Source organism: Cronobacter turicensis (genome assembly GCF_041222865.1).
In the GTDB taxonomy this organism is placed as follows: domain Bacteria; phylum Pseudomonadota; class Gammaproteobacteria; order Enterobacterales; family Enterobacteriaceae; genus Cronobacter; species Cronobacter turicensis.
On sequence record NZ_CP165997.1, the window covers coordinates 2,104,323 to 2,127,440 of the forward strand.

The 23,118-nt window shown below is 59.1% G+C and carries 18 protein-coding genes and 1 pseudogene; 9 read left to right on the plus strand and 10 right to left on the minus strand.

Annotated elements, in window-relative coordinates; genetic code table 11:
* Window positions 1-152: 152 nt before the first annotated feature.
* Entirely contained in the window at window positions 153-2,132 is a 1,980-nt protein-coding gene (locus AB8W27_RS10100) for an autotransporter domain-containing esterase (RefSeq protein ID WP_041923557.1), read from the plus strand.
* A gap of 64 nt (window positions 2,133-2,196) precedes the next feature.
* Here the strand turns inward: AB8W27_RS10100 and AB8W27_RS10105 are convergent, their stop codons facing one another.
* The 8 genes from AB8W27_RS10105 to AB8W27_RS10140 all read right to left on the minus strand — a co-directional run bounded on the left by AB8W27_RS10105 (window position 2,197) and on the right by AB8W27_RS10140 (window position 15,382).
* Window positions 2,197-3,837, minus strand: a complete 1,641-nt coding sequence (locus AB8W27_RS10105; protein WP_015741281.1) for an alpha,alpha-trehalase — start codon at window positions 3,835-3,837, stop codon at window positions 2,197-2,199.
* 145 nt (window positions 3,838-3,982) lie between these two features.
* Window positions 3,983-6,190, minus strand: coding sequence for a glycoside hydrolase family 2 protein (locus AB8W27_RS10110; protein WP_041923556.1), 2,208 nt, complete (start codon window positions 6,188-6,190; stop codon window positions 3,983-3,985).
* Entirely contained in the window at window positions 6,187-8,871 is a 2,685-nt protein-coding gene (locus AB8W27_RS10115; protein ID WP_041923555.1) for a response regulator, read from the minus strand. Before AB8W27_RS10115 ends, AB8W27_RS10110 begins: the two co-directional genes overlap by 4 nt.
* Complete coding sequence (locus tag AB8W27_RS10120; RefSeq protein WP_015741278.1) at window positions 8,868-9,305, minus strand: globin; 438 nt, start codon at window positions 9,303-9,305, stop codon at window positions 8,868-8,870. Before AB8W27_RS10120 ends, AB8W27_RS10115 begins: the two co-directional genes overlap by 4 nt.
* Entirely contained in the window at window positions 9,302-10,699 is a 1,398-nt protein-coding gene (locus AB8W27_RS10125) for a DUF3131 domain-containing protein (RefSeq protein WP_041923554.1), read from the minus strand. The genes AB8W27_RS10120 and AB8W27_RS10125 overlap by 4 nt, the downstream gene beginning before the upstream one ends.
* Complete coding sequence (locus AB8W27_RS10130; RefSeq protein WP_041923553.1) at window positions 10,684-12,234, minus strand: DUF3131 domain-containing protein; 1,551 nt, start codon at window positions 12,232-12,234, stop codon at window positions 10,684-10,686. The genes AB8W27_RS10125 and AB8W27_RS10130 overlap by 16 nt, the downstream gene beginning before the upstream one ends.
* The gene (locus tag AB8W27_RS10135) at window positions 12,231-13,571 is read right to left on the minus strand and encodes a DUF3131 domain-containing protein (protein ID WP_015741275.1); all 1,341 of its coding nucleotides are present in this window, start codon (window positions 13,569-13,571) and stop codon (window positions 12,231-12,233) included. The genes AB8W27_RS10130 and AB8W27_RS10135 overlap by 4 nt, the downstream gene beginning before the upstream one ends.
* Complete coding sequence (locus tag AB8W27_RS10140) at window positions 13,568-15,382, minus strand: glycosyltransferase (RefSeq protein ID WP_015741274.1); 1,815 nt, start codon at window positions 15,380-15,382, stop codon at window positions 13,568-13,570. The genes AB8W27_RS10135 and AB8W27_RS10140 overlap by 4 nt, the downstream gene beginning before the upstream one ends.
* 327 nt (window positions 15,383-15,709) lie before the next feature.
* Here AB8W27_RS10140 and opgC point away from each other — a divergent pair, with 327 nt between their 5' ends.
* The 5 genes from opgC to AB8W27_RS10165 are packed head-to-tail and all read left to right on the plus strand — an operon-like array spanning window position 15,710 to window position 19,838.
* Window positions 15,710-16,930 carry an OpgC domain-containing protein gene (opgC, locus tag AB8W27_RS10145; protein WP_041923552.1) on the plus strand — a complete coding sequence of 407 codons (1,221 nt, stop codon included), beginning with the start codon at window positions 15,710-15,712 and terminating at the stop codon, window positions 16,928-16,930.
* A gap of 14 nt (window positions 16,931-16,944) precedes the next feature.
* Window positions 16,945-17,859 (plus strand): hypothetical protein, encoded by a 915-nt coding sequence (locus AB8W27_RS10150; RefSeq protein WP_041923551.1) that lies wholly within the window; start codon window positions 16,945-16,947, stop codon window positions 17,857-17,859.
* 9 nt (window positions 17,860-17,868) lie between these two features.
* Window positions 17,869-19,089 (plus strand): PP2C family protein-serine/threonine phosphatase, encoded by a 1,221-nt coding sequence (locus tag AB8W27_RS10155; protein ID WP_015741270.1) that lies wholly within the window; start codon window positions 17,869-17,871, stop codon window positions 19,087-19,089.
* Window positions 19,079-19,420 carry an STAS domain-containing protein gene (locus AB8W27_RS10160; RefSeq protein WP_015741269.1) on the plus strand — a complete coding sequence of 114 codons (342 nt, stop codon included), beginning with the start codon at window positions 19,079-19,081 and terminating at the stop codon, window positions 19,418-19,420. The genes AB8W27_RS10155 and AB8W27_RS10160 overlap by 11 nt, the downstream gene beginning before the upstream one ends.
* 4 nt (window positions 19,421-19,424) lie before the next feature.
* Entirely contained in the window at window positions 19,425-19,838 is a 414-nt protein-coding gene (locus AB8W27_RS10165; protein WP_015741268.1) for an ATP-binding protein, read from the plus strand.
* Between the two features lie 27 nt (window positions 19,839-19,865).
* Here AB8W27_RS10165 and AB8W27_RS10170 read toward each other — a convergent pair whose 3' ends face one another.
* The gene (locus AB8W27_RS10170; protein WP_015741267.1) at window positions 19,866-20,465 is read right to left on the minus strand and encodes a helix-turn-helix domain-containing protein; all 600 of its coding nucleotides are present in this window, start codon (window positions 20,463-20,465) and stop codon (window positions 19,866-19,868) included.
* 43 nt (window positions 20,466-20,508) lie between these two features.
* On the opposite strand from AB8W27_RS10170, the gene AB8W27_RS10175 reads away from it, so the two are divergent.
* From AB8W27_RS10175 to AB8W27_RS10185, 3 genes and pseudogenes are all read left to right on the plus strand, one after another.
* Window positions 20,509-21,198 (plus strand): B3/4 domain-containing protein, encoded by a 690-nt coding sequence (locus AB8W27_RS10175; protein ID WP_015741266.1) that lies wholly within the window; start codon window positions 20,509-20,511, stop codon window positions 21,196-21,198.
* 19 nt (window positions 21,199-21,217) lie between these two features.
* Window positions 21,218-21,730, plus strand: a complete 513-nt coding sequence (locus tag AB8W27_RS10180; RefSeq protein ID WP_041923550.1) for a GrpB family protein — start codon at window positions 21,218-21,220, stop codon at window positions 21,728-21,730.
* Window positions 21,731-21,925 (plus strand): annotated as a pseudogene (locus tag AB8W27_RS10185) (DUF1493 family protein); the annotation flags it as partial. It lies immediately after the preceding gene.
* Here the strand turns inward: AB8W27_RS10185 and AB8W27_RS10190 are convergent.
* The gene (locus AB8W27_RS10190) at window positions 21,885-23,105 is read right to left on the minus strand and encodes an MFS transporter (RefSeq protein ID WP_015741264.1); all 1,221 of its coding nucleotides are present in this window, start codon (window positions 23,103-23,105) and stop codon (window positions 21,885-21,887) included. The pseudogene AB8W27_RS10185 and the gene AB8W27_RS10190 overlap by 41 nt on opposite strands.
* Between the last annotated feature and the right edge of the window lie 13 nt (window positions 23,106-23,118).

A 23,118-nucleotide genomic window follows, 5' to 3' on the forward strand; every position in this document is an offset into this window, starting at 1 on the left:
GTACCGTCTGGCAAAGTAAAAAGAGCAAACCGTCACATTCTTCGCGCAGACTCTCAATTCCAGGCGTTATCCGGGTGCGCTTGCAGAAACGCTCTACACTCTATAACGCATGACTTTCTTTCGATATTTACCTCTGAAACGCAGGAGCGCGTATGTCTTTTCCACTCTCTGGTCTTTCTCTGCGGGTAGGGCTGGCTCTGGGCTTAGCCTGTGGCGTTGCCGCGCCCGCCGCTGCCTGGGATAATCTCTATGTCTTTGGCGACAGTCTGAGCGATACCGGCAACAATGGCCGCTACACCTTCGACAGCAGCAGTCATTCGCTGTATGACGAAATCCTCGCGAAAAAATATGGCCTCACGCTTTCGCCGTCTGACCAGGGCGGCAATAACTACGCCGCAGGCGGCGGCGTAGCGGTACCGGCGCTTGGCGCAGACAACACGCAGGATCAGGTGCAGCGCTATCTAAGCCAGACAAATGGCCGGGCGGATGGCGACGGACTGTATATTCACTATGTCGGCGGCAACGACCTCGGCGCCGCCGTATTGCAACCGCTACAGGCGCAGTCCATCGTGACCGGCAGCGCCACGGCGGCGGCTTCTCAGGTGCGCACGCTCTTAAACGCGGGCGCCGGTACGGTGATTGTGCCGACGGTGCCGGATGTTTCCGCCACGCCAACGTTAGTCGAAACCGTGATTCAGCTGGGAACCGCCGGTAACAGCGCCGCGCTACAGGCCGCGTTCGCCTCGCTCGGGAGCGCGCAAACCCCGACGCTCGCGGCGCGTCAGGAGGCGATCCGCAACGCATTTTACGCGGCGGCGGGAGAAGTGAGCCCGCTCCCGGCGCTGCAACAGGCCCTTGGCGATGCGCTTTACGCCGCTTATGAGACGGCCGCCGAACAGGTCTCGGCGTTAAGCCAGCTCTATAACGCCACCGAAGAACAGGCGCTGGTCGCGAACGGCGGCGGTAATATCGTGCGCGCCGACATCAACAAAATCTTCAATGAAATTCTCGCTAATCCCGCGCAATTCGGCATTACCAATACCGCGGGTATGGCCTGTCCGCCGGGGCTTTCCGCCGCTGACTGTACGTCATCGAGCGCCGGGTTTAACGCCAGTCAGGCGTGGCTGTTTGCCGATCACCTGCATCCAGGCCCGCAGGTGCACCGCCTGATGGCGGACTATATCCAGTCGATCCTCGCCGCGCCGTCGCAGGTCGCGCTGCTTAACAAGGCGACAGCCGCGCAGGTGCAGAACAGCCGCGCCACGCTCGACAGCCGTTATCAGCAACGCCGTAGCGAACAGGCGGAACAGGGCAGCGCGGGCGTCTTTGGCGGCTACAGCGGCGAATATGCCCGCTACACAAAGAACGAGACCGGCGACGGCAGCGCCAACACCAATAATCTGACGATCGGCGCGGATTACCGGGTGACGGAAAACTGGCTGGTCGGCGCGCTGATTGCAGGCTCGCTCGATGACCAGCGACCGACCGATAACCTGAGCTTTGACGCGCGCGGTTATCAGGCGGCGCTTTTTACCGCGGTCGATTTCGGGCCGGGATGGGTTAATGCCGACGTCCACTGGCTGAAAGGCGAATACCGCAATATTCAGCGCCGCGTGGAGCTCGGGCCGCTGACGCGCGTCGAGACGGGTGAAACCGACGCTAAACTCTGGGGGGCGCGCCTGACTGCCGGGCTGGATCTGCCGGTGACCCGCGCGCTGACTACCGGGCCGGTGGTACAGTACGCGTGGGATTACAGCCATGTCGATGGTTACAGCGAAGCGGGCGACGACAGCACCGCGATGCGCTTTCGCGATCAGAACTTCCATTCGCAAATCGGCAGCGTCGGCTGGCGTCTGGATGCCGATCTCGGCATGGTGAAACCTTACGCGCAGGTCGATTACAAGCATCAGTTCGGTGATTCCGTCTGGCGCGGACAGGGCGGGCTGAAGTCCACGTCGCTCACCTTCAGCCGCGACGGCGCGGAAGATGACAAAAACTGGATGGATATCACCGCAGGCGCCAGCGTCGCGCTGAGCAGCAACGTGTCGGCGTTTGCGGCGCTGTCGCAAACCGCCGGGCTTAGCAGCGGCGAGCAGACGCGCTATAACATCGGCGTCAGCGCGTCGTTCTGAGTCAATTCACGCCATAAAAAAGGGCAGCCGTCGGGCTGCCCTCTGTATTTTACCCACTAGCCGGTTACGGCTCGCCATACAGCGAAATCAGGCGGCGCGTTACGCCGTTAGTCCAGCCGAAGCCGTCCTGCAACGGGTATTCGCCACCGCCACCGGGGCGCGGCGAATAATCGGCGATATGGTACTTCTCAATGAGTTTGTGGTTCTCGTTGTAGAATCGTTTCACCGTACGCAACCAGTTGTTGGCGATAATATCCGCCAGCGCATCGTCGCCGTAGTTTTTCAGACCCTGAATGGCCATCCACTGCAACGGCGCCCAGCCGTTCGGTTTATCCCACTGCTGTTCCGTTTCCACTTCCGTGGTCAGAATACCGCCCGGCGAGAGCAGGCGTTCACGCAGATTCACCGCGATGCGTTCCGCCTGCGCGTAGCTGGCGAGCCCGACGTAGAGCGGCACCACGCAGGCGGCGGAGAACGACGCCAGCTGACCGCGACGCCAGTCGTAATCGCGGTACGTGCCCATCTCGTTATCCCACAGGTAGCGGTTAACCGCTTCGCGGCGGTCAATGGCCTTTTTACGAAATACCGTCGCGGTCACCGGATCGCCTTTAAGCTGCGCGATATTGGCGATGGCGGTTTCCAGCTTGTAGATAAACGCGTTGAGATCCACCGGCAAAAAGTGCGTGGTGCGAATGCTCGCGAGCCGGTCAGCGTCGCGCAACCAGCGGGAAGAGTAGTCCCAGCCGGAAGCCGCGCCCGCACGCAGGTCGCGATAGACTTCATTCGCCGGTCGCCCGGACAACTTCGCGGTTTCCACATCCTCGCGCCAGGATTCGTCTCGCGGCGTATCACGGTCATCCCAGTAGCGGTTTAGCAGTGTGCCGTCCGGCATTTTCACCACGTGGCGGAAGGCCTGACCGGGTTCAAGGTTTTCCGCGCCATCCATCCAGAACGCGTATTCCATCAGCAGATGATCGAGATAGCGCCGCGCGCCGCGCACGCCGTCCTCTTCGAACAGTTCGACCATCAGCGCGAACACTGGCGGCTGCGAGCGGCTCAGATAATAGGTACGGTTGCCGTTCGGGATATGCCCGTAGTTCTCAATCATCCAGGCGAAGTTATCCGCCATGCAGCGCAACATATCGTGGCGGCCGCTTTCGGCAAGGCCGAGCATCGTGAAATAGGAGTCCCAGTAATAGGTCTCCGTAAAGCGCCCGCCCGGCACGATATAGGCCTGAGGCAGGGGCAACAACGAGGAGTTTTCCAGATGCTCATGGGGCTGGCGCGTCAGGATTGGCCACAGGCTGTCGATATGTTCAGTCAGCGTCCGGTTAGGGTCCGAGACATACGGATTAGTATTGATAACCGGAAAGTAAAAGTGTTCTTCGACAAAACGACGCAGGTCGAAGCCCGGCAGGCGTTTCGCCTGACGATAGTTCATCAGAATGGTCAGCGGCGATACTTTCGGCGCGCAGTCCGGGAACGTTTTACTGTCCGCAAAAATACGGGAGGCCTGAACATGCTCAAACAGCTCTAAATAGCGGTCTGCCGGCGTCAGCGCGTCCGGGGAGGGCATCCCCTCAATAGATTCAGGCTGCGGCTCGACATCGCGGGTTTCCGGGATGAGTTCACCCGATTCAGGGTCCATGCGCGCCTTTTCAGCTAACTCCTCTGTAAAAGGTAAGCGTGTTGTCTGTTGAAACATGCTAATACGTACCTCCAGAGCGGCTTTCGTTTCAGATTCTGTAAGTTTAGCAAATCGTTATCGCTCTTTAACCGGACGGTAAAGAGTTTAAGAAGAGACTGAACGCCGCGAGGCGTCCAGTTATCCGTACAGTATGCGTAACGCCTCAGGGCGCAATGGTGGTCTCGTAAAAATTACGACCAACCATTTTGCCTTGCGCATCAAGGATTTCGTACTCAATACGCAGCGCGCCAGGGGCGGAGGGAGTGAACGTCAACCGGGCAACCTGGCGGCCACTGTCAGGCGGAAGGGTCATCGGTTTGCTCTCTTGCTGCCCGGTATTGCCGGGCGTTTTCACGCGCCAGCGCAGTGTACACCCGTCGCAGGCCGAAAAACTATCATTTATCGCCCATAAATTAACCACTCCGGGGGCGCCGGCGCGCCAGTTTAGGGTCACCGGCTCGATAGACGGCAGAAGCGGCTGATACGCGCGCTGCAGCGCATAATAACCGGCTTTCGGCTGGCGCAGATAATCCACCACGCCCCAGTTAATCGACGGCCAGGTTTCGACAAACATAAAGTGGAACAGGGCGGTCACCGGTTGATACCGCTGGCGACGATAGCTTTCCGCCGCCATCCCCACCAGGTCGGCCTGGTATTTCTGGGTGTTATGGATGAATTCCTCCATATTCTCACCACGCGGGATCTTCGCAAACCCAAAGGTCTGGAACGGCTGGAAGTTATGGTATTTCCAGACGGTCCAGTCCGGATCGTCCGCTTTTGTCGAGGCGGGCCAGCGTTTATCGGCGGGGATAATCGTTTTGAGCGTGGAGAGTTTCGGCAGCGCCTGCGCGCCGAACTCGGTGATGATGCCGGTTTTCGCCGGTTGCAGCACATCTGTCATTACGCCGAAATACCAGCCCTGCCAGTAGTGTTCTTCCACCGCCGAGAAACGATGCACGATGCGGCTGTCATCCTTTGCGAGCGCGTCGGCCACGCGTTCCGTCAACACGCGGTTGAGATTTTTATGCCAGTCCGGGAAGCGCTTCTCCATCCACGGCGAGTTCCACGGCGGCTCATTATGGCCACCCCAGGCGATAATCGCAGGCGAGTTACCGATCTGCTCGATCATCTCCAGACTCTGACGCGCGGCGTTATCGGCGAATTCGGCGCTGTCGTTATAGCCCCACTGGAGCGGCACGTCCTGCCAGATCATTAGCCCCATTTCGTCGGCCATGCGATAGAGCGGGCGGCCTGCCACATGCCCGTGCACGCGAATGGCGTTGGCGTTCATTTTCAGCGCCAGAGTGATATCGCGGCGGTATTTTTTCTCATCCATTTCGCTCAGCCACGGCGAGCCGATATAGTTGCTGCCCTTGATAAAAATTCGCTTGCCGTTCAGCACCCAGCCTTTGTTATCCGGCTGTTCGACAATCTGGCGCAGGCCGGTGCGGCTTGTGATGCGCTCCATCTCGCCCTGGCCATCGCTGAACGTGGCGCTGACGCGATAAAGGTGCGGAAAGCCGTAGCCATTCGGCCACCAGAGCTGCGCGTTTTCCATCGGCAGCGTGAACGTCAGGCGCTGCGGCGTGGCGCCGGTCGCCTCCAGACGCACCTTTTGTTTCTGTGTAAAGTGCGCGCCTGCAAAATTCGCCGGGCGGGCGCGCAGGGTTAACTCAGCCTCGCGCGCCGTGGGGGCGCGATAGACCAGCTCGACACGCAGCTGCGGTTTATCAAGCCCATGTTGCCAGTCGGGGCGCAGGATAAGGTTATCGACCGTGACGCCGCGGCTTAAATGCAGCCGCACCGGCGCCCAGATCCCGCCGGAATTAGCATCCTGACCGCGCGGCGACCACGCGCCGCCGGGGCGGGTATCGTGCTGATTCAGTACGCCTTTCACCATCGTTTTATGCAGCGGCCAGATAGTCTTCGGATCTTCAAACGGGCTGTCGACGCGCACCGCCAGCTTGTTGTGACGTTGTAACTTATCGGTAATATCATACGCGAAACGCTGGAAGTAGCCTTCATGCCTGCCGAGCGGCTGTTGGTTGAGCCAGGCGTCGGCGTAGTAGTCGACGCCGTCGAACACCAGCGTCGCCATGGTGTCCTGCGGTAACGGTGGCAGAGTGAATTCATGGCGATACCAGAGCACGCCCTGATGATCCCAGCCTGCGGTATACCAGTTTGACGGCACCTTTAACGTGCGCCAGTCGCGCACCGGCCCTTGTCGCCCCATAAACGCGGCGTCATTGCCGTCATGGGCGCGCCAGTTGCCCGCGAGCGACCAGTTGGCAGGCACCGGCACCGACGGCGCCGGATTGGCGATGACCGCGCCGCTTGTCAGCACAAATAACGCACAGGCCAGATGTTTCATGCCCCCTCCAGCAGTTGGATCAGGAATTCACGCACGCGACGCTGCTGCGTCCCGAGCGCCTGACGCCAAGCCTCGCGCCGCGCCGACGGCGCGCCAGGCTCCTGGCTTTCTATCTCCTGTAAAAGTTCCGTCAGCCCGGTAAAGCCGAACGTCGCCGCTTCGCCGCGCAGCTTATGCGCCAGCCGGTGAGCCTGATCGCCGTCGCCCGCGGCAAGGGCGGCATCCAGCAGCGCCGCCAGCTCGTCAAAGCCTTCCGCAAACAGCCCGAGCAGCTCTTTTAACAGTTCCATATCGCCGTCAAAGGCGGCCAGAAGCTGCGCGCTGTCCGGCAGGCCATCGGGCGGCGGCGGGGCGCTTTGCGGGGCGAAACGCGACAGTTCATCGGCAAGCGCGACCAGCGCCACCGGTTTTGAGAGATAGCCATCAAAGCCCATCGCGAGACAGCGCTCTTTATCGCCCTGCATGGCGTGAGCGGTCATCACAATCGCAATCTGATGCCCGCCGCGCAGCGCCTCTTCCTGACGCAGCGCGCGGATCGCCGCCTCGCCATCCATGACCGGCATCTGCAAATCCATCAGCAGAATATCCCAGCCGCCACGGCGCCACGCCTCCAGCGCCAGCAGCCCGTTATCGACCGTGACGCACTCATGGCCGAGTTTCTCCAGCAGGCGCACCGCCAGTAGCTGATTCACCGGGTTATCTTCGGCCAGCAGAATGCGCATCGGCGCGCTGTGCGCCAGTTCCGCGACTACGGAGGCCGCCGTTTTCACCGGCGCGGGTTTGGCCGGATCCGGGCGCAGCGCCTCGCCAAGGGCGCGCGCCAGCTCCTGCTGATCGACCGGTTTATTGAGGTACCAGGCGATCCCGGTACGGCGCAGCGTGGAGAGATCGAGATCGCGGCTCATGGAGCTGAGCATAATAATTTTGCTGCGCGAGGCCTGCGGGAGGACGGAAATCTCCAGCGCCAGCGAAATGCCGTCCATTTCCGGCATCTGGGCGTCGAGAACGATCACCGGGAAATCGCTGTCGTTTTCCAGCAGCGCCAGCGCCCCGGCGGCGCCGGAGACGCAAACCGGGTTTAAGCCGAGCTGATTGAGCATCGCCTGCATCAGACGGCGGTTCGTGGCGTTGTCATCGACCACCAGCACCCGCTCGCCGTTGAAGTGCGTCAGCGGCTGGACTTCCGGCGTCGCCTGTTCGGCACTGTGCAGCGGCAGGGTAAAGCTAAATTCGCTGCCCTGGTTCGCCTCGCTCGCCACCGTCAGCTGGCCGCCCATCATCGCCACCAGTCGCGCGGAGATCGTGAGTCCGAGCCCCGTGCCGCCGTAGCGGCGCGTGGTGGAGGTATCCGCCTGGCTAAAGGCCTCAAAAATCACCTGCTGTTTTTCCGGCGGAATGCCAATGCCGCTGTCGCGTACCCGAAAGCGCCATTCGCCGTCCTGCGCGGCCGGGGCGACGGCGAGCAGAATTTCGCCCTGCGGCGTAAATTTGAGCGCATTGCTGAGCAGGTTGGTCAGTACCTGGCGCAGGCGCACCACATCGACGCGCATCATCTCCGGCACGCGTTCATCCACCTCGACCAGCAGCTCTATCTGTTTTTCGCTCGCGAGCGGCATCAGCGGGCGCACCAGCGACTGAATAAACGGCCGCAGCGCCACGTACTCCTCATGCAGCACAATTTTGCCCGCCTCGATTTTCGAAAAATCGAGGATGTCGTCGATGATATGCAGCAGCGACTGCGCCGAACTCATCACCAGCGACAGGTATTCACGCTGCTCGCCGTTCAGCTCGGTATCCAGGCAGAGCTGCGTCATACCGAGAATGCCGTTCATGGGCGTGCGGATCTCATGGCTCATATTGGCGAGAAACGCACTTTTGGCCTCATTCGCGGCGCGCGCGGCATTGGCCGCATCGCGTGAAATCAGCTCCGCCTCTTTACGGCGGGTGATGTCCTGAAGGGTGCCTATCAACCGCTCGATTTCGCCGGTCACCGTCAGCGCGATGATCTGCCCGGAGAGCAGCATCCAGAGCCACTTGCCGCTGCGGTGCTGCACGCGGATCTCGCATTCAAAGACCGGCATCTGATGTTCGCTGGCGCGCTGCATGGCGTTTTTCAGCAGATCCCGATCTTCCGGGTGGATCAACGACAGTAAAAAACGGCTGGTATGTTGCAACTGGCCGCGAGGTTCGCCCAGCAGATTCAGAAACGCGTCGTTCAGGTGCAGGACATCGGTAGTGACCTGCCAGTCCCAGATGCCGATATGAATCGATTCGGCGGCCAGCAGGAAATCGTCATGCAGCAACTGACGCGTACTCTGAACGGTATCGAGCGCGGTGATGTCGGTATGGAGGCTGATGATGCCGCCATCGGCAGTTCGCTGATGCTGAATAAACAGCCGCCGTTCATGTAGCTGGCGCACTTCACAGTGGCCATCGTGGCGGCAGTTGGCGAGCAGCGAGGCGATAAGCGTGTCGCGGCTGCGGCTGTCGGTCTGAAAACCTGTATTGATAAATTCCACCGCCAGCGCGCTTAACGCCGCGCCCGGTACAAGATGCGGCCCGATGCCTGGATAAAAGCGGCTGACCTGAGCATTCCAGGCGACCAGCCGCTCGTCTTTATCGTAAAACAGCAGGGCGGCGGGCAGCGCATCAAGCGCGTCCGCAAAGGCGGCGCGGTTCATAACGGCGCCCCAGGCTGATAGTTCAGCTCCGCCTGGCGGCGCATATACTCAAGCCCCGGCGCTATCGTCATCGCCCAGGCGGTCAGTACCTCTTCATCGCAGTCAGGATCAAGCTCCGCCACGGTGTCGAGGATCGCGCGTCGCCAGTGCGCGAAAAAGTTGGGCGGCAGGCGCACGCCGTTGCTCTCCTGCTGGCGCGCCAGCCGTTCCAGAAAATCGGGCACCATCAGCACGCCGTCGACCATCAGCATCGCGAAAAAGCTTTTATAGACGAAATTACGCAGCAGCCGCGGCTCGACGGCCGCGAAGTGGTGTTCGGTTTCCGGCGTCATATGAATAAAGCGGGTAAAAAAGCGTTCAAAAAACGGCTGTTTGTCGTCGTCGGGAAACAGACGGCTGTAGCTTTCATCAAACAGATCCCGATAGAGCATCATGGGCGAACCTCCGGGCGGCTTTCGCCAGGCAGACACTGGCGCAGGGGGTTGAACACATCGCTCAGGCGGCGGCTGAAGTAGCTGCCGGGGGCGGGGGCGTCGCTTGTCAGCAGCGGGCCGCCGTTGGCTTTATAAAAGAGCGCTTCCAGTACGGTCGCGTTGGTCGAGAGCGTCAGCGCCCGGTTATAGTCGCCGGTCGCCTCGACGCGGCCTTCATACCAGCCGCGTTTTTCGTCATACATCAGTCGGGTCGTCTGCATCAGCGCGTCGGTATAAGGGGTATCCCACAGGACCCAGAGCGAGAACACCGCCTTGGTGGAGACCTGCGCGAGGCGCGGATACTCTTTGCCGTCGTCGCCAAGGGTGTTCCAGGGATAACCGTTGGCCCAGATGGTATCGGCGGCGTGCCACGGCGCGGTGGCGAGATTGAAATCGGCGCGGGCGGTAAGGATCTTCTCCTGCTGCCAGCGGCTCTCCTGCGAGAGATAGACCAGCTTCGCGCGCTCGCGCAGGTTGTCGATTTTCTCGCGATCGACGCCCGGGACCTCCCAGCCAAATTCCAGCCCCGGCAGCGTGTACGGCAGGGTTGTGATAAGCGATGGCTGCCAGGTCGTGCGCGGGTCGCGGGCGTCCACCGGCAGCGCGCGGTCGTATAAAATAACGTTCTGCGACGGCGGGCCCCAGGCTTTCGCGGGCTGAAATCCCCACAGGCTGAAGCCCGCGGCGGCGTATTCGCTTTCGCCCAGACGGATTTCATCGCGCGGGGCCAGTTGCCCGTTTTGCATCTGGGCGGCGTAAAGCGTGCCGTCTTTATCGATGACCGGGCAGAAATTCCAGCGCATCACCACGCGATCCAGATATTCGCTGTACTGCGGGTGATATTGCGCCACCAGGCGCAGCGCAAGCATCAGACGCGCCATATCGCGCGCCGACCAGCCCATGACGCCCGGTTTGCCGGTAAAATCCACCATGGTGGGCGACCAGGTGGAATAGAGCCGGTTCGGCGTCTGACGGGCGGTGAGCGGCAGACGGTTCAGCGTGCCGAGAATGCGGGTTAGCCGGTCGTCGAACGTTTTTTCATCCACCAGAGCCAGCTCGCGCGCGGCGGTTAACGCAATCAGGGCATCGCCTATCTGCCAGAGCGAGGCGACAGGGCGCTTATCGCTGCCGTTCACGAGGCCCGTCGCCTCCTGGGTGTTATTTTCAAAATAACGCCAGGCGATGGCGGCCCATTCGCGCTCCTGCGGGGTCAGCGCGCTGATGCGCGCCGAGGTGTGCCAGCCCCCGTGCGAGAGCCAGCGCCATCCCGCGCGGTCATCACGTAGCAGAAGCCAGGCAATGACCGCGCCCAGCACGGCGAGGATAAGTAGCAGGCGGCTTACTGTTTTAAGCATGTCGCGGTGACCGGTGGCAGTTTCACAGGTTCGTCCTCTTTACAGGTCGCGCACTGGCAGGCCTGACAGGTCGGCTTGCTGCGTATCGCCGTGCCGCTCTGCTGGCACCAGTTCTGGATGCCCGGCGTCATGTTGAGGAACGGACGGTTACGGCGGGTATTGTTATCCTCGAAGAGATCGACCAGCTTTTTCTCCCACAGCGACGGGGCGTAATGTTTATTTTTCGGATCGTCGGTATTAAAGCGCAGCAGCTTGCCCTGTTTTTTATAGAGCAGCGCTTCGAGCATGATGCCGTTATTGTTGCCGGTAAACGCGTTGATCGGCCCGTCGCCATTTTCATAGATGCCTTCGTAATAGCCCTGTTTCGGATCGTTGGCGTTCTCAATGGTCGTGAAAAGACGGTCAGTGTAAGGCGAATCCCACAGTACCCACATGCCAAGCGCCGCCTTGAGCGACACCGCCGCGACCTGCGGCACGTACTGGCCTTTGTCGGTGATGGTGTTCCAGTTAAAGCCGTCGCTAAAGACGGTGTCGTAAACGAAGTACGGCGATTTATCGAGCTGATGCTCGGAGCGGGCGGTGAGCACGCCGGTGATGGTGTAGCGGTTCTCCTGCGCCTGATAAACGCGGTCGGCAAAGTTTTTCATCCACGGGTGCGAGTAGTTGTTCGGGCTGTCTTCGCGATCTTTAGCGGTATCCCAGCCCATCTCCAGCCCGTAGAGCAGGTATGACTCGGTCACGACATAGTTATGCTGGCTGGTACGGCGCGGGTCGCGGGAGTCATAGGGCACCAGCACACAATAGATGTCCGCCAGCGCGTAAGGCTCCGGGCGGCTCGCCTGACAGGTATTAAAGCCCCAGAGCTGATAGCCCGCCGCGCCATACTCCTCATACCCCAGACGGCCTTCCTGAACATATTTGGGCTGGTTATTTTCCAGATAAGCGCCATACATGGTGCCGCAGGGATCTATCACGTTGGTGAAATCCCAGCCCAGCACGATGTTATCGACGCTGTTGCCATACTCCGGGTAGCGCTCTTTGACGTTTTTAAGCCAGATCAGCATGCGGCCGATATCCAGCGCCGAAAAGCCGATTTCGCCCGGTTTGTTCAGGTAGTTCACTTTCTGCGCGGTGATGGTGTTATAGGCTTTGTTTGGCACCTGGCTGCGGAAGAGATCGAGTTTATTGAGCGTGCCGAGCAGCTTCAGCATACGGCGATCGAATTCCGCTTTATCAATAATCCCCAGTTCACGGGCGGCAACCATTGCGCCGATATAGGAGCCGGTATCCCACATAGTGGTGGAGGGATACTGGTTGACGGCGTTGACCAGCCCGGTCGTCGGCTGATAGTTGACCACGAAATATTGCCAGGCGTTTTTCGCCATTTTCATTTCGCGCTCGGTCAGCTCGCCATGACGCGCCGGATAGTCATTCGCGGGCAGTTCGCCCCGGCCCTGCGCCGTCACCGTGCAGCCCAGCAGCAAAAAGACGCAGGCGCAGAAGCGAATAAACAGGGGCAAAGATTTCAGACTCATGGCGTAACTCCCGCAGAAGCAGTGGCGGTAGAAGGCGTGTACTGGCATCCCAGACAGAGCAGTTGCCCGCCCGTGATATAGGCAAGGCTCTCCAGCACCACCGCGTTGGTGTCGGCATCAATCACAGTATTCACGCTGTTATTTAAATTCAGGCCGCGCTGCCAGCCTTTTCCCGGCACGAGGAGCGGCTGCACCTGCTGGCGCAGGGCTTCGCTCCAGCCGTTGCGAAACAGCGCATACCAGGCGAAGGCCGAGCGGGTCGACGTTATCGCCGTACGCTCCGGCGCGGTTTTGTCGTACGCGGTCTCGCCCGGTTCGCGCTGCGGCTGGCGTTCGGGAATCGCGGCGGCGTAGTCAGGCGCCTGTTCGGCGTAATCTGTGCTGATGGGCGGCTTGCGCACCCGCAGGCTGTGACGACGTTGCTGGATCTGCATGATGCGCCACGCCACTTCGCCGCTCTGGGCGTCAAAGCCCAGCTCAAGGCCGGTCAACAGCCAGGGGAGGCTCACCAGCGACGGCTGTTTGCCCCACGGGGTGCGTAGCCCTTCATCCGGCACCATGATCCCGTCGATATCGATCATGCTCTGGCCTTCCGGCGGCTGCGTGACTGCAAGCCCGGCCGTGGTGTTAATCAGGCGCAGGGTGTGGCTGGCGTAGGTGCGATAGCCAAAGTTGTCGCGCGGCTCGTCGGTCGGGATCACCCAGTGGCGTACCGCAAGCGCGGCGCTGGTATTTTTCGCCTGCACAAACAGCGCGTCGAGATCCCAGCGCGCCAGCAGCGCCTGGACGGCAGGCGCATGTTGCGGGTAGTGCCACAGCAATACCTGAAGCGCCATCAACAGCCGTCCGGCGCCGACCGCGCTGCTTTCGGGCTTGCCTAAAATCTCCTGTTTATCCGCGCGGTAGTAAGCGGCGGGCAGACCGTTCGGCGTCAGCGGCAGTTCGCCCAGCGCAAACAGCGCCTGCGCCACGCGCTCGTCAAATTCGTCGCGGGTAATGACATCCAGCCGGTAGGCAGAAACGGCCGCCAGCAGATAACTGCCGGTGCTCCAGAGGCTGAACCACGGCGCGCCGTCCTGGGCGTTGACCAACCCGTCGGGGCGCGTGTTATTGACGAAATATTGCCAGGCCACGCGCGCCCAGATGGCTTCATCAAAGGTGAGCGGGCGGGAATCGGGCAGCGGCGGGAAATCTGCGCTTAACGTAATGCCGCTGCTGCTCTCCACGCGCGTCGGCATCTGGCGCTCAACCCAGACCACCACCGCGAAGCCAATCAGAAACCCCACCAGAATGGTGATATAGCTGCGTGCGCTCAGCAGGGCGTCGGTCACTTTCATGCGCCGCTCTCCTCATCCGCCGGTTGCCACATGGCGGCCATGATCATGGGCAGCATGGCGGCGATATTCACCGCGCCCCAGAAGATATTAATCACATAGCCGGAAGGGTCATCCACCGCGCCGCGCGCCACCTGGATACCGCCCCAGATAAGCCCGATTAACGTGAGCGCCACAATGGCTATCTGCGGCTTCACCAGGTAGAGAAACCGCCCGGTCTGGCGCTCTTTGGGCGTCACGTGAAACTTAATCTGTTCGCCGCGCAACACCGTATCGAGCGCTTTCAGGTTCATTGAGAAAAACGCCAGATACGAGGCGCGGCCATCCCACGCCGAAATCCCCCAGGTACCGAACATAAACGCCAGCTCCGAGACAATAAAAAAGGGCAAAAAGTGCAGATAGAAGGGCGTCGACCAGGCGGAGACGGGAGGGATACCGGTGAAGAGATAAATCAGCGGCGAGATCAGAAACACCGTATTCCACACGCAGGCCAGATAAGACCAGAACGTCGTGGCGTACATCAGCGTCTGGGGCAGCGAGAGCTTAAAGCGGCGGCGGCTGAAAATATTGTCGTGAAAGAGAATATCGAGGGAGCCGGCGGCATATTTAAAGCGCTGGATAATCCAGGTGAGCATATCCTGCGGCGAAAGCATTTTGGATTCGATACGCGGGTGCATCACCGAGCGCCAGCGGCGCGCGCTGTCGCCATGCAGCACGATGGAGGTGTAGATATCTTCCGAGACGTGGAATTTATAGGGCGTCAGCTCGGTGTCATAGAGCACATGCGGGCGCATCGCGTCCTGGAGCGCTTCGCGCATCGACGGGTCGCTGATATCGCGCGTGTGGCGGTCAATCTCTTCTTCCACCGTCCAGACATAGCTGCGCAGCGCCGCCTGCATAATCGCTTCACGGCGGTGCACCGACGCCGCGCCGCAGCAAAATGCCGCGTTGGCCCAGTTGCGGCGGCGCAGGATCACATCATAAAACATGCGCGGATCGTTAAAGAACGGATCGCGCCCGATAGTCACCGGGCCGACGATTTTCTCCGACAGCCAGCCGAGCGCGTAACCCGGTTTACCCGCCTTACGCGACAGCCAGCGCGGCAGCCGCTCGCCTTCGGGTAAATCGAAAAACCACTGCGGCGTCTGCACCCAGGCGACATCCGGGTCGCGGAAATAACCGAGCGTATGCTCAAGCAGCGTAGGAAAGACGCGGGTGTCGGCGTCGCAAATCACGATAAAATCGCCGTCGGTCTGCTCAAGGCCGTTGCGCAGGTTGCCCGCCTTAAAGCCGATATTGGTTTCGCGGGTAATGTAATTGACGCCTTCTTCCTCGCAGACCGCGCGCATCGCAGGCCTGCGCCCGTCATCGAGCACGTGAATACGGTAATCGAGCGGGCCGGGATAGCGCATCTTCAGCGCATCCTGAATGGAGAGCCGCACCAGCTCGACATCTTCGGAATAGGTGGCGATGAAAAGGTCGACGCGCACCGGGCGCGGCTCGGCCTGGTCTTGCGCATTCAGGCAGTCGTTAATATCCAGCGGCGCGGGCTGCTGGGGCGGATCGTCTTCACGCCACAGGTTGATAGTGAACAGCACCGTGCCAATCCAGGCGCAGGTTTCCGCAATGACCAGCGGCAGGGCGTACCACAGCGCATCCATGTTCAGCGATTCCATCCAGCGCCAGCGAATATAATTCGCGCCCAGCACTAATGCCGCGACCGACATTACCTGCCAGAGAATCTTCACCACGCGGGGCGTTTTTAACGGCTCCGGCGGTTTACGGTCTTCAAAACGGGAGAAATAAAAACCCATAGCGGCATCATCATCCAGACACAACAAAGACAGTGGCGGGGAATAATTATCAAAGGTAACTATTCACCGTCAGCGAAATATCTCTGGCATAGCAGTGCATTCGTTTTAAGTTTATGAAGTGATTGTAGATGCCCGCGCTAAACTTTCCAGCAGGATAAATTCACATCAGAATTTGCGCCGCTTCGTCTTTTCGTTTACCCACCGGTGAAAATATATTTTCCGCGAAACGCTGACAGCCGCTTATTGCCGTATACACTCTTCTGATAATACTCAGAATATATTGCGCCGCCGGAAACCGGCGGCCCCAGCCGATAAGAAACCAAGCCGATGAGCGATACTGCAAGCGTAGCTTCAACCCGCGACATGCCGCGCGCGCGCGTCTCCTGGCGCTACGTAGCGGCCGACCGGCGCGATCTGCGTATCGACCTGATGCGCGGCATCGCGCTCGTGATGATGGTGGTCGCCCATACGGAAGTCATGTCGATATTTAATATATTGACGTGGGAGCGATTCGGATTAACGACAGGGGCCGAAGGCTTTGTGATCCTGGCGGGATTTATGCTCGGCATGCTCAATCGCCAGCGTCTGCATAAGGCTGTTTTACTGACCGTCGGCTGGACGCTGTGGCGGCGTGCGTGGAAGATCTATCTGGTTAATATCATTATTATCCTGAGCGTACTGCTGTTATCAAAAATAACTCTTATCAATACGTTTGAAATAACCCATTTCGTCGATCGTTTCTCCGGGAATAGCTGGTCGCTGTTTCCGACTACGCCGCAAATTAAAGAAACCTGGTTCAATATTATTTTGTTTTTGCAAATTGGCCCACACCAGACGCAAATTCTGGGTCTCTACGTCTTTCTCCTGCTCATGAGCCCGTTTTTTCTGGCGCTGCTGCATTATCGTAAAACCCCGTGGCTGATTGCCGGGGCGGCGCTGGTTTATGGCCTGTATCAGGTGACGCCGTTTCGTCTGACCGCCAGCGAATTCGAGTTTGCGTTCCCGCTGATGGCCTGGCAGTTCATCTACGTGCTGGGGATGTGCTGCGGCTGGTACAAAGAAGAGCTGTTGTCGCTCGCGCGCACCGGTGCCGGCAAGGTGACGGTCACCTTTATGGTTATCTGCGCGCTGGTCATGATGTTTATCGCCCAGAATCATACCAATCCCTTTATGCCGCCGGGCCTGCTGATGCATGTGATTTCGCCGGCGGATTTCAACATGATTTACCACACCTGGGCGGCCAAAAACGGCCTCGGGCCGCTGCGCGTTCTGAACGATTTTTGTCTGATGGTCACAGTCTATCTGCTGCTGACCTGGTGCTGGACGCCGCTCTATCGCCTGACCGGCTGGTTTCTTATCCCGCTCGGCCAGCATTCGCTCTACACCTTTATTCTGCATGTCTATGTGGTGCTGCTGGTCAGTCAGGTCGTGCATTTCGATTTATGGCATCAGGCCTGGCTTGTGAATACGCTGGTCCACAGCGTGGCGCTGGGCATTCTCTGGCTGATGGCGAAATATGATGTCGCCGGACGCTGGATCCCCAATTAAGGAACGACACGGGTATGACGAGGATATATCACTGCTTCGGTCTGGCAACGCTCGCGCTGGCGGCGCAGCCGGGTCTTGCCGCACAGACGCCTGCGAGCGCGCAGAGCGGGGCCAGTGCCGATAATGAATCCGAGCCTATCCAGGCGGGCGTGTTTACGAGCCGCTGGGGACGGCTGTTTTCGGGTAACGATAATAAATTTTCCGGCGCGCTGAGCTTTAACAGCGGGCTGAAAGAGCAATACGTCACGATCCCGAACAGTAGCGATACGGCGTCGCAGACCAATAAAATTAACCAGACGCTCAACCTGAGCCTGCAATATTCGCCGTGGAGTTATCTCTTCGCCAACGTCACGCTGCGCGCGCCGGTGCGCGACTTAAACCGCTATACCACGGATTTCCGTTACAGCTTTGGCTACGACGACTGGCACGCCAACACCTTCAGCCTCGTCTACAGCAACTATGGCGATAACCACATCTGGCCATCGGACAACAAACGTCACAGCTATTTTGAACAGGGCGGCGTGACGGCGGCGTATAAATTCTCGCTGCCGAAACCGCTGGAGAAACATCTGCTGATTAACAAAGGCGATTCGATTATCTGTCAGGTGGGCTATACGTGGGTGCCGCGCTATTACGATCTCAACAGCAATGACATCCGCAGCAACAAAAATGTGGTGCTGGGCGGTTGCGGCTATACGCTTAAACAACATTTCTTCGTGCGCGCCACCGCGTTCTGGTACCCGGACAGCAGCCAGCAGCAGCCGTGGAACGGCGACTACAGTTACAGCTTCGGCTATGCAGGCTATAAACCGGGCACGTTCTCGCTCCAGTACGCCAACTACAGCGGCACGCGGTATCCGGGCCATGCAAGCGGCAACGGCAAGTTCCGCGAGGGCACCGTCAGCCTTATCTGGTATTTACCCCTCTGAGGAGCTTCGATGCCGGACAGACAGCGGATTTTGATTGTTGATGACTCTACCGTTTACCGGCGGCTGATCGGCAGCATGCTGGGAAAGTGGGGCTACGAGGTGCTGGAAGCCGTTAACGGCGTCGCCGCGCTGGACGTGCTGGCCACACAGCCGGTCAATATGGTGCTGAGCGACTGGGAGATGCCGGTGATGGATGGCCTGACGCTCTGTCAGGAGATCCGCGCGCGCTTCCAGGAACACTACATCTACCTGATTTTATTGACGGCGCGTGAGAGTGTGGACGATCTGGCGCTCGGCTTTCAGGCGGGCGCCGATGACTTTCTCAGTAAACCTGTCAACCAGAGCGAGCTGCGCGCCAGACTGCATGCGGGCGAGCGAATTCTGGAGCTGGAAGCGACGCTTGCGGCCCGTAACGCGCGGCTGCGCGAGGCGCTGACGCAAATCGAAAGCGATCTTCAGGCCGCGGCGCAGTTACAGCGCTCTGTGCTGCCAGGGCGGCGCATGCAGTACGACAGCTTCTTCGCCGACTGGCTGTTTGTGCCGTCAGCCTATGTGTCCGGCGATATCTTTAATCTTTTCCCGCTCGACAGACATCTCGGTTTTTACTGCGTGGATGTGGCGGGACACGGCGTGGGCGCGGCGATGATGTCGCTTGCCGTGGCGCGCCAGTTCCTGCACGGACGCGCGGTAGAGCGGTTTCTGTTCGATGGCGACGGCGTGACCGCGCCGCATGAGGTTATCCGTATTCTGAACGAGCGATTCTGCCATGACGATACGGAAATCGTCAGTTACTTCACGATGATATACGGCGTTATCGACATCGAAACCGGCGAGGGAAAACTGTGTCAGGCCGGGCACCCGACGCCGTTTATCACACATCCGGACGGTTCCATTACCCGTGTCGGCAGCGGCGGGGCGCCGGTGGGCTTACTGGAAAGCTTAAGCTGGGAAGAGGCTTCGTTTACGCTGCGCCCAGGCGACCGGTTATGCCTCTACAGCGACGGCATCACGGAGTGTGAGAACCCACAGCAGGAGCAGTTTGGGCATGAGCGGCTGGAGCAGTGGTTACAGCGTCACGTTTCCAGCCCGCTGGACGCCATTTTCCCCGCGCTGCACGAGAAGCTGGTTGACTGGCGCGCCAGAAAGCAGGGCGATCAGGTGGCGATGGCCGACGACGTATCACTGTTAATTATTGAACGAAGCCTTGAGGGAGTGCGCGATGAATCTTGAAACTGAACATCTTGATGGCGTGAACGTGATAACGCCGGTGGTAAGACGGCTTGACGCCTCGGTCGCCGCCGCGTTTCGCCAGGGCGTAAGTGAAGAGATAAGCCGTACTACGGGTGGGTTGATTATCGATTTCTCGCGCGTGGATTTTATCGACAGTAGCTGCCTCGGCACCCTGATTGCGCTCTTTAAACAGATGAACGGCAAAGGGGACATGGCGCTCTGTTCGCTGAACAGCAACATCATGAATATGTTTAAGCTGACCCGCATGGACAGGGTGTTTATCCTCTGCCCGGACCGCGCCGCTGCGCTTGCCCGGTTGCAAAAAGGGTGAGCCGATGAGCGCCGCCCTGACGCTTCCCGCGCGGCTCGATGCGCTGGGCCCGCTCGCCGACGCGCTGGCGCAGTTTATGGCGTCGCTGCCGGTGGATGACGACTGGCGTTTCGCGTTCGATTTAGCGGTGTGCGAAGCGGCGGCAAACGTCATCCGTCATGCGCTGGAAGAGACGCCGACGCGTGAGTTTACCGTTGAGTTTCAGCACGACGACGCGAGCGCAAGCGTGACGTTCACCGATGACGGTAACGCTATTCCCGATGACAAACTGGATGCCGCGCGCGATTGCGCGCAGGACGACGACACGGCGCTGATGAGTGAAGGCGGGCGAGGGCTGATGCTGATTTTCGCCTGTGTCGATGAAGTGGAGTATCACGCGGGCGGGGTTAACCGCCTGACGCTGAGCAAGCGGCTTTAAGGTGACGTTGTCACTTTATAGTGATCGTTAATGCGGTTCGTAGACCGTCATGGTGAAGATTAGCGTCGCCTGGTGTTCATTGGCGTAACCGTGCGGCGCGTCAGTCCGGGCGACAGCGGAGGCACCCGCGTTAATGTGCAAACGTTCGTCATTGACGGAAAGCGTGAGAATGCCTTGCTCAACGTGCAGCAGCTCCGCCGTCCCCTGAGGGTGCCCCGGAGAGGTAAACCGCTCGCCCGGGCGCATCTCCCAGCGCCACAGCTCCACCATACTGGGCCCGCTGGTTCCGGCCAGCAGCCGTGCCGTACCGCCAGAGTCTCCCGTCCACAGCACCGGGATCTGCGAGGCCTCAATCAGGCGCGCCGCGGGCTGACTCGCCACATCCAGTAAATCCGCGACCGACAGGCCCAGCGCGGCGGCAATCTTACAAAGGATTGCAATGCTCGGGTTAGCGGCGGCCTTTTCAAGCTCGACCAGCATGCCTTTACTGACGCCCGCGCGACGCGAAAGCGTATCCAGCGTGACATTGTGTTCTTTGCGCCAGCTTTTCAGCCGCTGTGCCAGGGCAACGCTGAGCGAGTCAATATCGGCGCCTGGTTCAGTCATTATATTGACTTTTTGGGTCACTGGTCATTACCATGAAATAAAATAGTCATTACAGGATTATCCGATGAAACCCTTAAGACCGTCAATTGCCCCGGAAATTGCCCAGCTCGCGCCGGGGTTCCGCGCCATCAGCATTAATGTCATTGCCGCGCCGCTGGCTGATGAAACCGTCGGAAGAAGGGCGCTGGAAGCCGCTTGCCGCCACGTACAAGAGAACGATTTTCCGTGGGCGCAGGCGCATCTTGCCGCCTGGGACGCCGTTTTTCAGGCGTTCGGCGCGAAGCCAAAACGCACGCCGTGCTCCGCGCAGGCGCTGCGCAAACGGGTCGCGCGCGACGGCACGATGGCATCACTCGATCCGGTCGTTGATCTCTATAACGCCGTGAGTATTAAATACGCCGTGCCGATCGGCGGGGAGAACCGCGCCGCGTACCGGGGCGAGCCCCGTCTGGTGATCGCCTGCGGCAGCGAAGTATTCGATACCTTTAAAGATGGCGAACCGGTGAATGAATCGCCGGATCCCGGCGAACCCGTCTGGCGCGACGATGCGGGCGTCACCTGCCGCCGCTGGAACTGGCGTCAGGGCGTGCGCACACGGCTGGATTCGCAGGCGCAGGCGATGTGGTTTATTCTGGAGTGCTTACCCGAAATGCCGGTGGCGGCCGCAGAAGCCGCCGCCCGTGAACTCGCTGACGGTTTAACCGCGATGATGCCGGGTGCCGAAATCACCACAGAAACGATTCAGCCAGCCTGAATCAGTAAAGGAGAACAGGATGGCCGGACGACAGATTACGCTGGAACCTTACAATCCGGCATGGCCTGCGCAATTTGCTGAGGAAGAGAAAAGGGTGCGCGAAGCGCTCGGCGACGTTGCGCTGGCCGTTCATCATATTGGCAGTACGTCGGTGCCGGGGCTTGCGGCCAAACCGGTTATCGACATGTTGATTGAAGTTACCGGTCTTGCTGAACTTGACGCCCGTAATGATGCGATGCGGGCGCTGGGCTACACGCCGCGCGGTGAATTCGGTATTCCGGGCAGGCGTTATTTCATCAAAGGCGACGTTGTGCGCACGCATCATCTCCACGCGTTCGTCGCCGCAAGCGAGCACGTGACGCGCCACCTGGCGTTTCGCGATTATTTGCGCCGTCACGATGTTGTTATGCAGGAATATGCGCAGGTCAAATTCGCCGCCGCACGCGACAGCGGGTTCCAGTCCGACATCTACTGCGAACTGAAGAACGATTTTATCGCGCGGGTTGAACGCCAGGCGCTGGCGCAGCGATAAGCGCTGAGGGAGGATTTCTTTACGACGTTTGGCGTGGCGCGCGGCAATTTCTCCATTACCACTTATTATCCGCCCGATCCGCCGCTGAGCGTCATGCTCAATCCATTGCGCAAACGCGAAATCCCGCAGGTGCCGTTTTTTACCATCGGCATGCTTATTGACTCCGCGCGGGCGGGCCGCTGGCTTTATGACTGACGGCGCGTTTAGCCAGTTTCTTCTGAAGTATGACGACCATGACAGGAAATCCCGCAGCGCTTATAGCACTTATCACCAGTAGCCTGTCCAGGTTTTGCGGGTTTATTGCATGTTCAGGAAGTAATAAGGAAGAGAGAAAGAACGCGAGCGTGGTTATCAGATACATGATTGCTGTCTGTAGTGAAGAAAAACTGGCCCGTTGCGCATCTGCAGGATAGCCAACCACCACCGCTGTTGCGCAAACCAGTCGGCTGTATGAGGCGCCCAGAAACAGGGTAATAAAGAGAAATACGCTGTGATAGCCCATCGCAGGAATGAGCAAACTTGCTACCAATAACAGCGTTGAAAAGGTGGACAGGGCCAGAGGAGATATACGCGACGTAAGAACGCCAGTTATTTTTGTAGCTGCATAACCTGCAATTCCTCCACTTAAAAATAATAAGGGCAAGAGATGTGCTTGCGCGCCCATATAATAAATCATTAATGGCGTCAAAATAGGTATGATAAGCATCGGGCTGAACTGCACCAGTGCAGTACAGGAAGCGAAGAGTAGAGTATGAATATCAAAAGAGAGTCTGGTCTTTACGCCCGATGAGACCGCGTCACGGGGAAGGATAAATACGATTAGCGGCAAACAAAGCAGGCATAACACACTGATTAACCACAACGACGCCCGCCAGCCATAATACGTACATAAAAACATGACCGCTGGCATGCCGACGATACTTACGATCGAAAATGAGGCGATTACCGTTGCCAGCATTTTTCCGCGTAAATGGGCAGGGGCATAATTTATCAAAATACTCATACCCACTCCCATTGTCGTTCCACCCACCAGGCCTGCGCAAAACCGTATTGTCAGCAGCGCCTCAAAATGCGGGGTGATGGTGCACAAAAACGTGAGAATCCCCAGTAGCAGCATATTCCTCAACAAGAATTGTTTTTTATTAAACCGGTCAATCCAGTAAAAGGCCGCCATCCCCGAAAGAACCGCGCCCAGCGTGTACATACCTGAGACATAACCAGAAAACGATACAGGAACCGAAAATCCGTCAGCCATAAAGGCAAAAACGGGCGTTAATGCCATATATTCCAGAGCATTCGTGAACTGGATAAAAGCCACGACAAGGGCTATCCGCATCAGAGATTTATGATTAAAGATTTGTGTATTCAGTGGCATAGCAAGCAACCCG

What these genes read in the sequence shown, in the direction of transcription:
- AB8W27_RS10165 (WP_015741268.1), top strand. Translation starts at nt 19,425, where the DNA reads ATGAGCGCCGCCCTGACGCTTCCCGCGCGGCTCGATGCGCTGGGCCCG.
- AB8W27_RS10140 (WP_015741274.1), bottom strand. Translation starts at nt 15,382, where the DNA reads ATGGGTTTTTATTTCTCCCGTTTTGAAGACCGTAAACCGCCGGAGCCG.
- AB8W27_RS10190 (WP_015741264.1), bottom strand. Translation starts at nt 23,105, where the DNA reads ATGCCACTGAATACACAAATCTTTAATCATAAATCTCTGATGCGGATA.
- AB8W27_RS10130 (WP_041923553.1), bottom strand. Translation starts at nt 12,234, where the DNA reads ATGAGTCTGAAATCTTTGCCCCTGTTTATTCGCTTCTGCGCCTGCGTC.
- AB8W27_RS10115 (WP_041923555.1), bottom strand. Translation starts at nt 8,871, where the DNA reads ATGAACCGCGCCGCCTTTGCGGACGCGCTTGATGCGCTGCCCGCCGCC.
- AB8W27_RS10160 (WP_015741269.1), top strand. Translation starts at nt 19,079, where the DNA reads ATGAATCTTGAAACTGAACATCTTGATGGCGTGAACGTGATAACGCCG.
- AB8W27_RS10110 (WP_041923556.1), bottom strand. Translation starts at nt 6,190, where the DNA reads ATGAAACATCTGGCCTGTGCGTTATTTGTGCTGACAAGCGGCGCGGTC.
- AB8W27_RS10100 (WP_041923557.1), top strand. Translation starts at nt 153, where the DNA reads ATGTCTTTTCCACTCTCTGGTCTTTCTCTGCGGGTAGGGCTGGCTCTG.
- AB8W27_RS10150 (WP_041923551.1), top strand. Translation starts at nt 16,945, where the DNA reads ATGACGAGGATATATCACTGCTTCGGTCTGGCAACGCTCGCGCTGGCG.
- AB8W27_RS10135 (WP_015741275.1), bottom strand. Translation starts at nt 13,571, where the DNA reads ATGAAAGTGACCGACGCCCTGCTGAGCGCACGCAGCTATATCACCATT.
- AB8W27_RS10105 (WP_015741281.1), bottom strand. Translation starts at nt 3,837, where the DNA reads ATGTTTCAACAGACAACACGCTTACCTTTTACAGAGGAGTTAGCTGAA.
- AB8W27_RS10125 (WP_041923554.1), bottom strand. Translation starts at nt 10,699, where the DNA reads ATGCTTAAAACAGTAAGCCGCCTGCTACTTATCCTCGCCGTGCTGGGC.
- AB8W27_RS10155 (WP_015741270.1), top strand. Translation starts at nt 17,869, where the DNA reads ATGCCGGACAGACAGCGGATTTTGATTGTTGATGACTCTACCGTTTAC.
- AB8W27_RS10120 (WP_015741278.1), bottom strand. Translation starts at nt 9,305, where the DNA reads ATGATGCTCTATCGGGATCTGTTTGATGAAAGCTACAGCCGTCTGTTT.
- opgC (WP_041923552.1), top strand. Translation starts at nt 15,710, where the DNA reads ATGAGCGATACTGCAAGCGTAGCTTCAACCCGCGACATGCCGCGCGCG.
- AB8W27_RS10180 (WP_041923550.1), top strand. Translation starts at nt 21,218, where the DNA reads ATGGCCGGACGACAGATTACGCTGGAACCTTACAATCCGGCATGGCCT.
- AB8W27_RS10175 (WP_015741266.1), top strand. Translation starts at nt 20,509, where the DNA reads ATGAAACCCTTAAGACCGTCAATTGCCCCGGAAATTGCCCAGCTCGCG.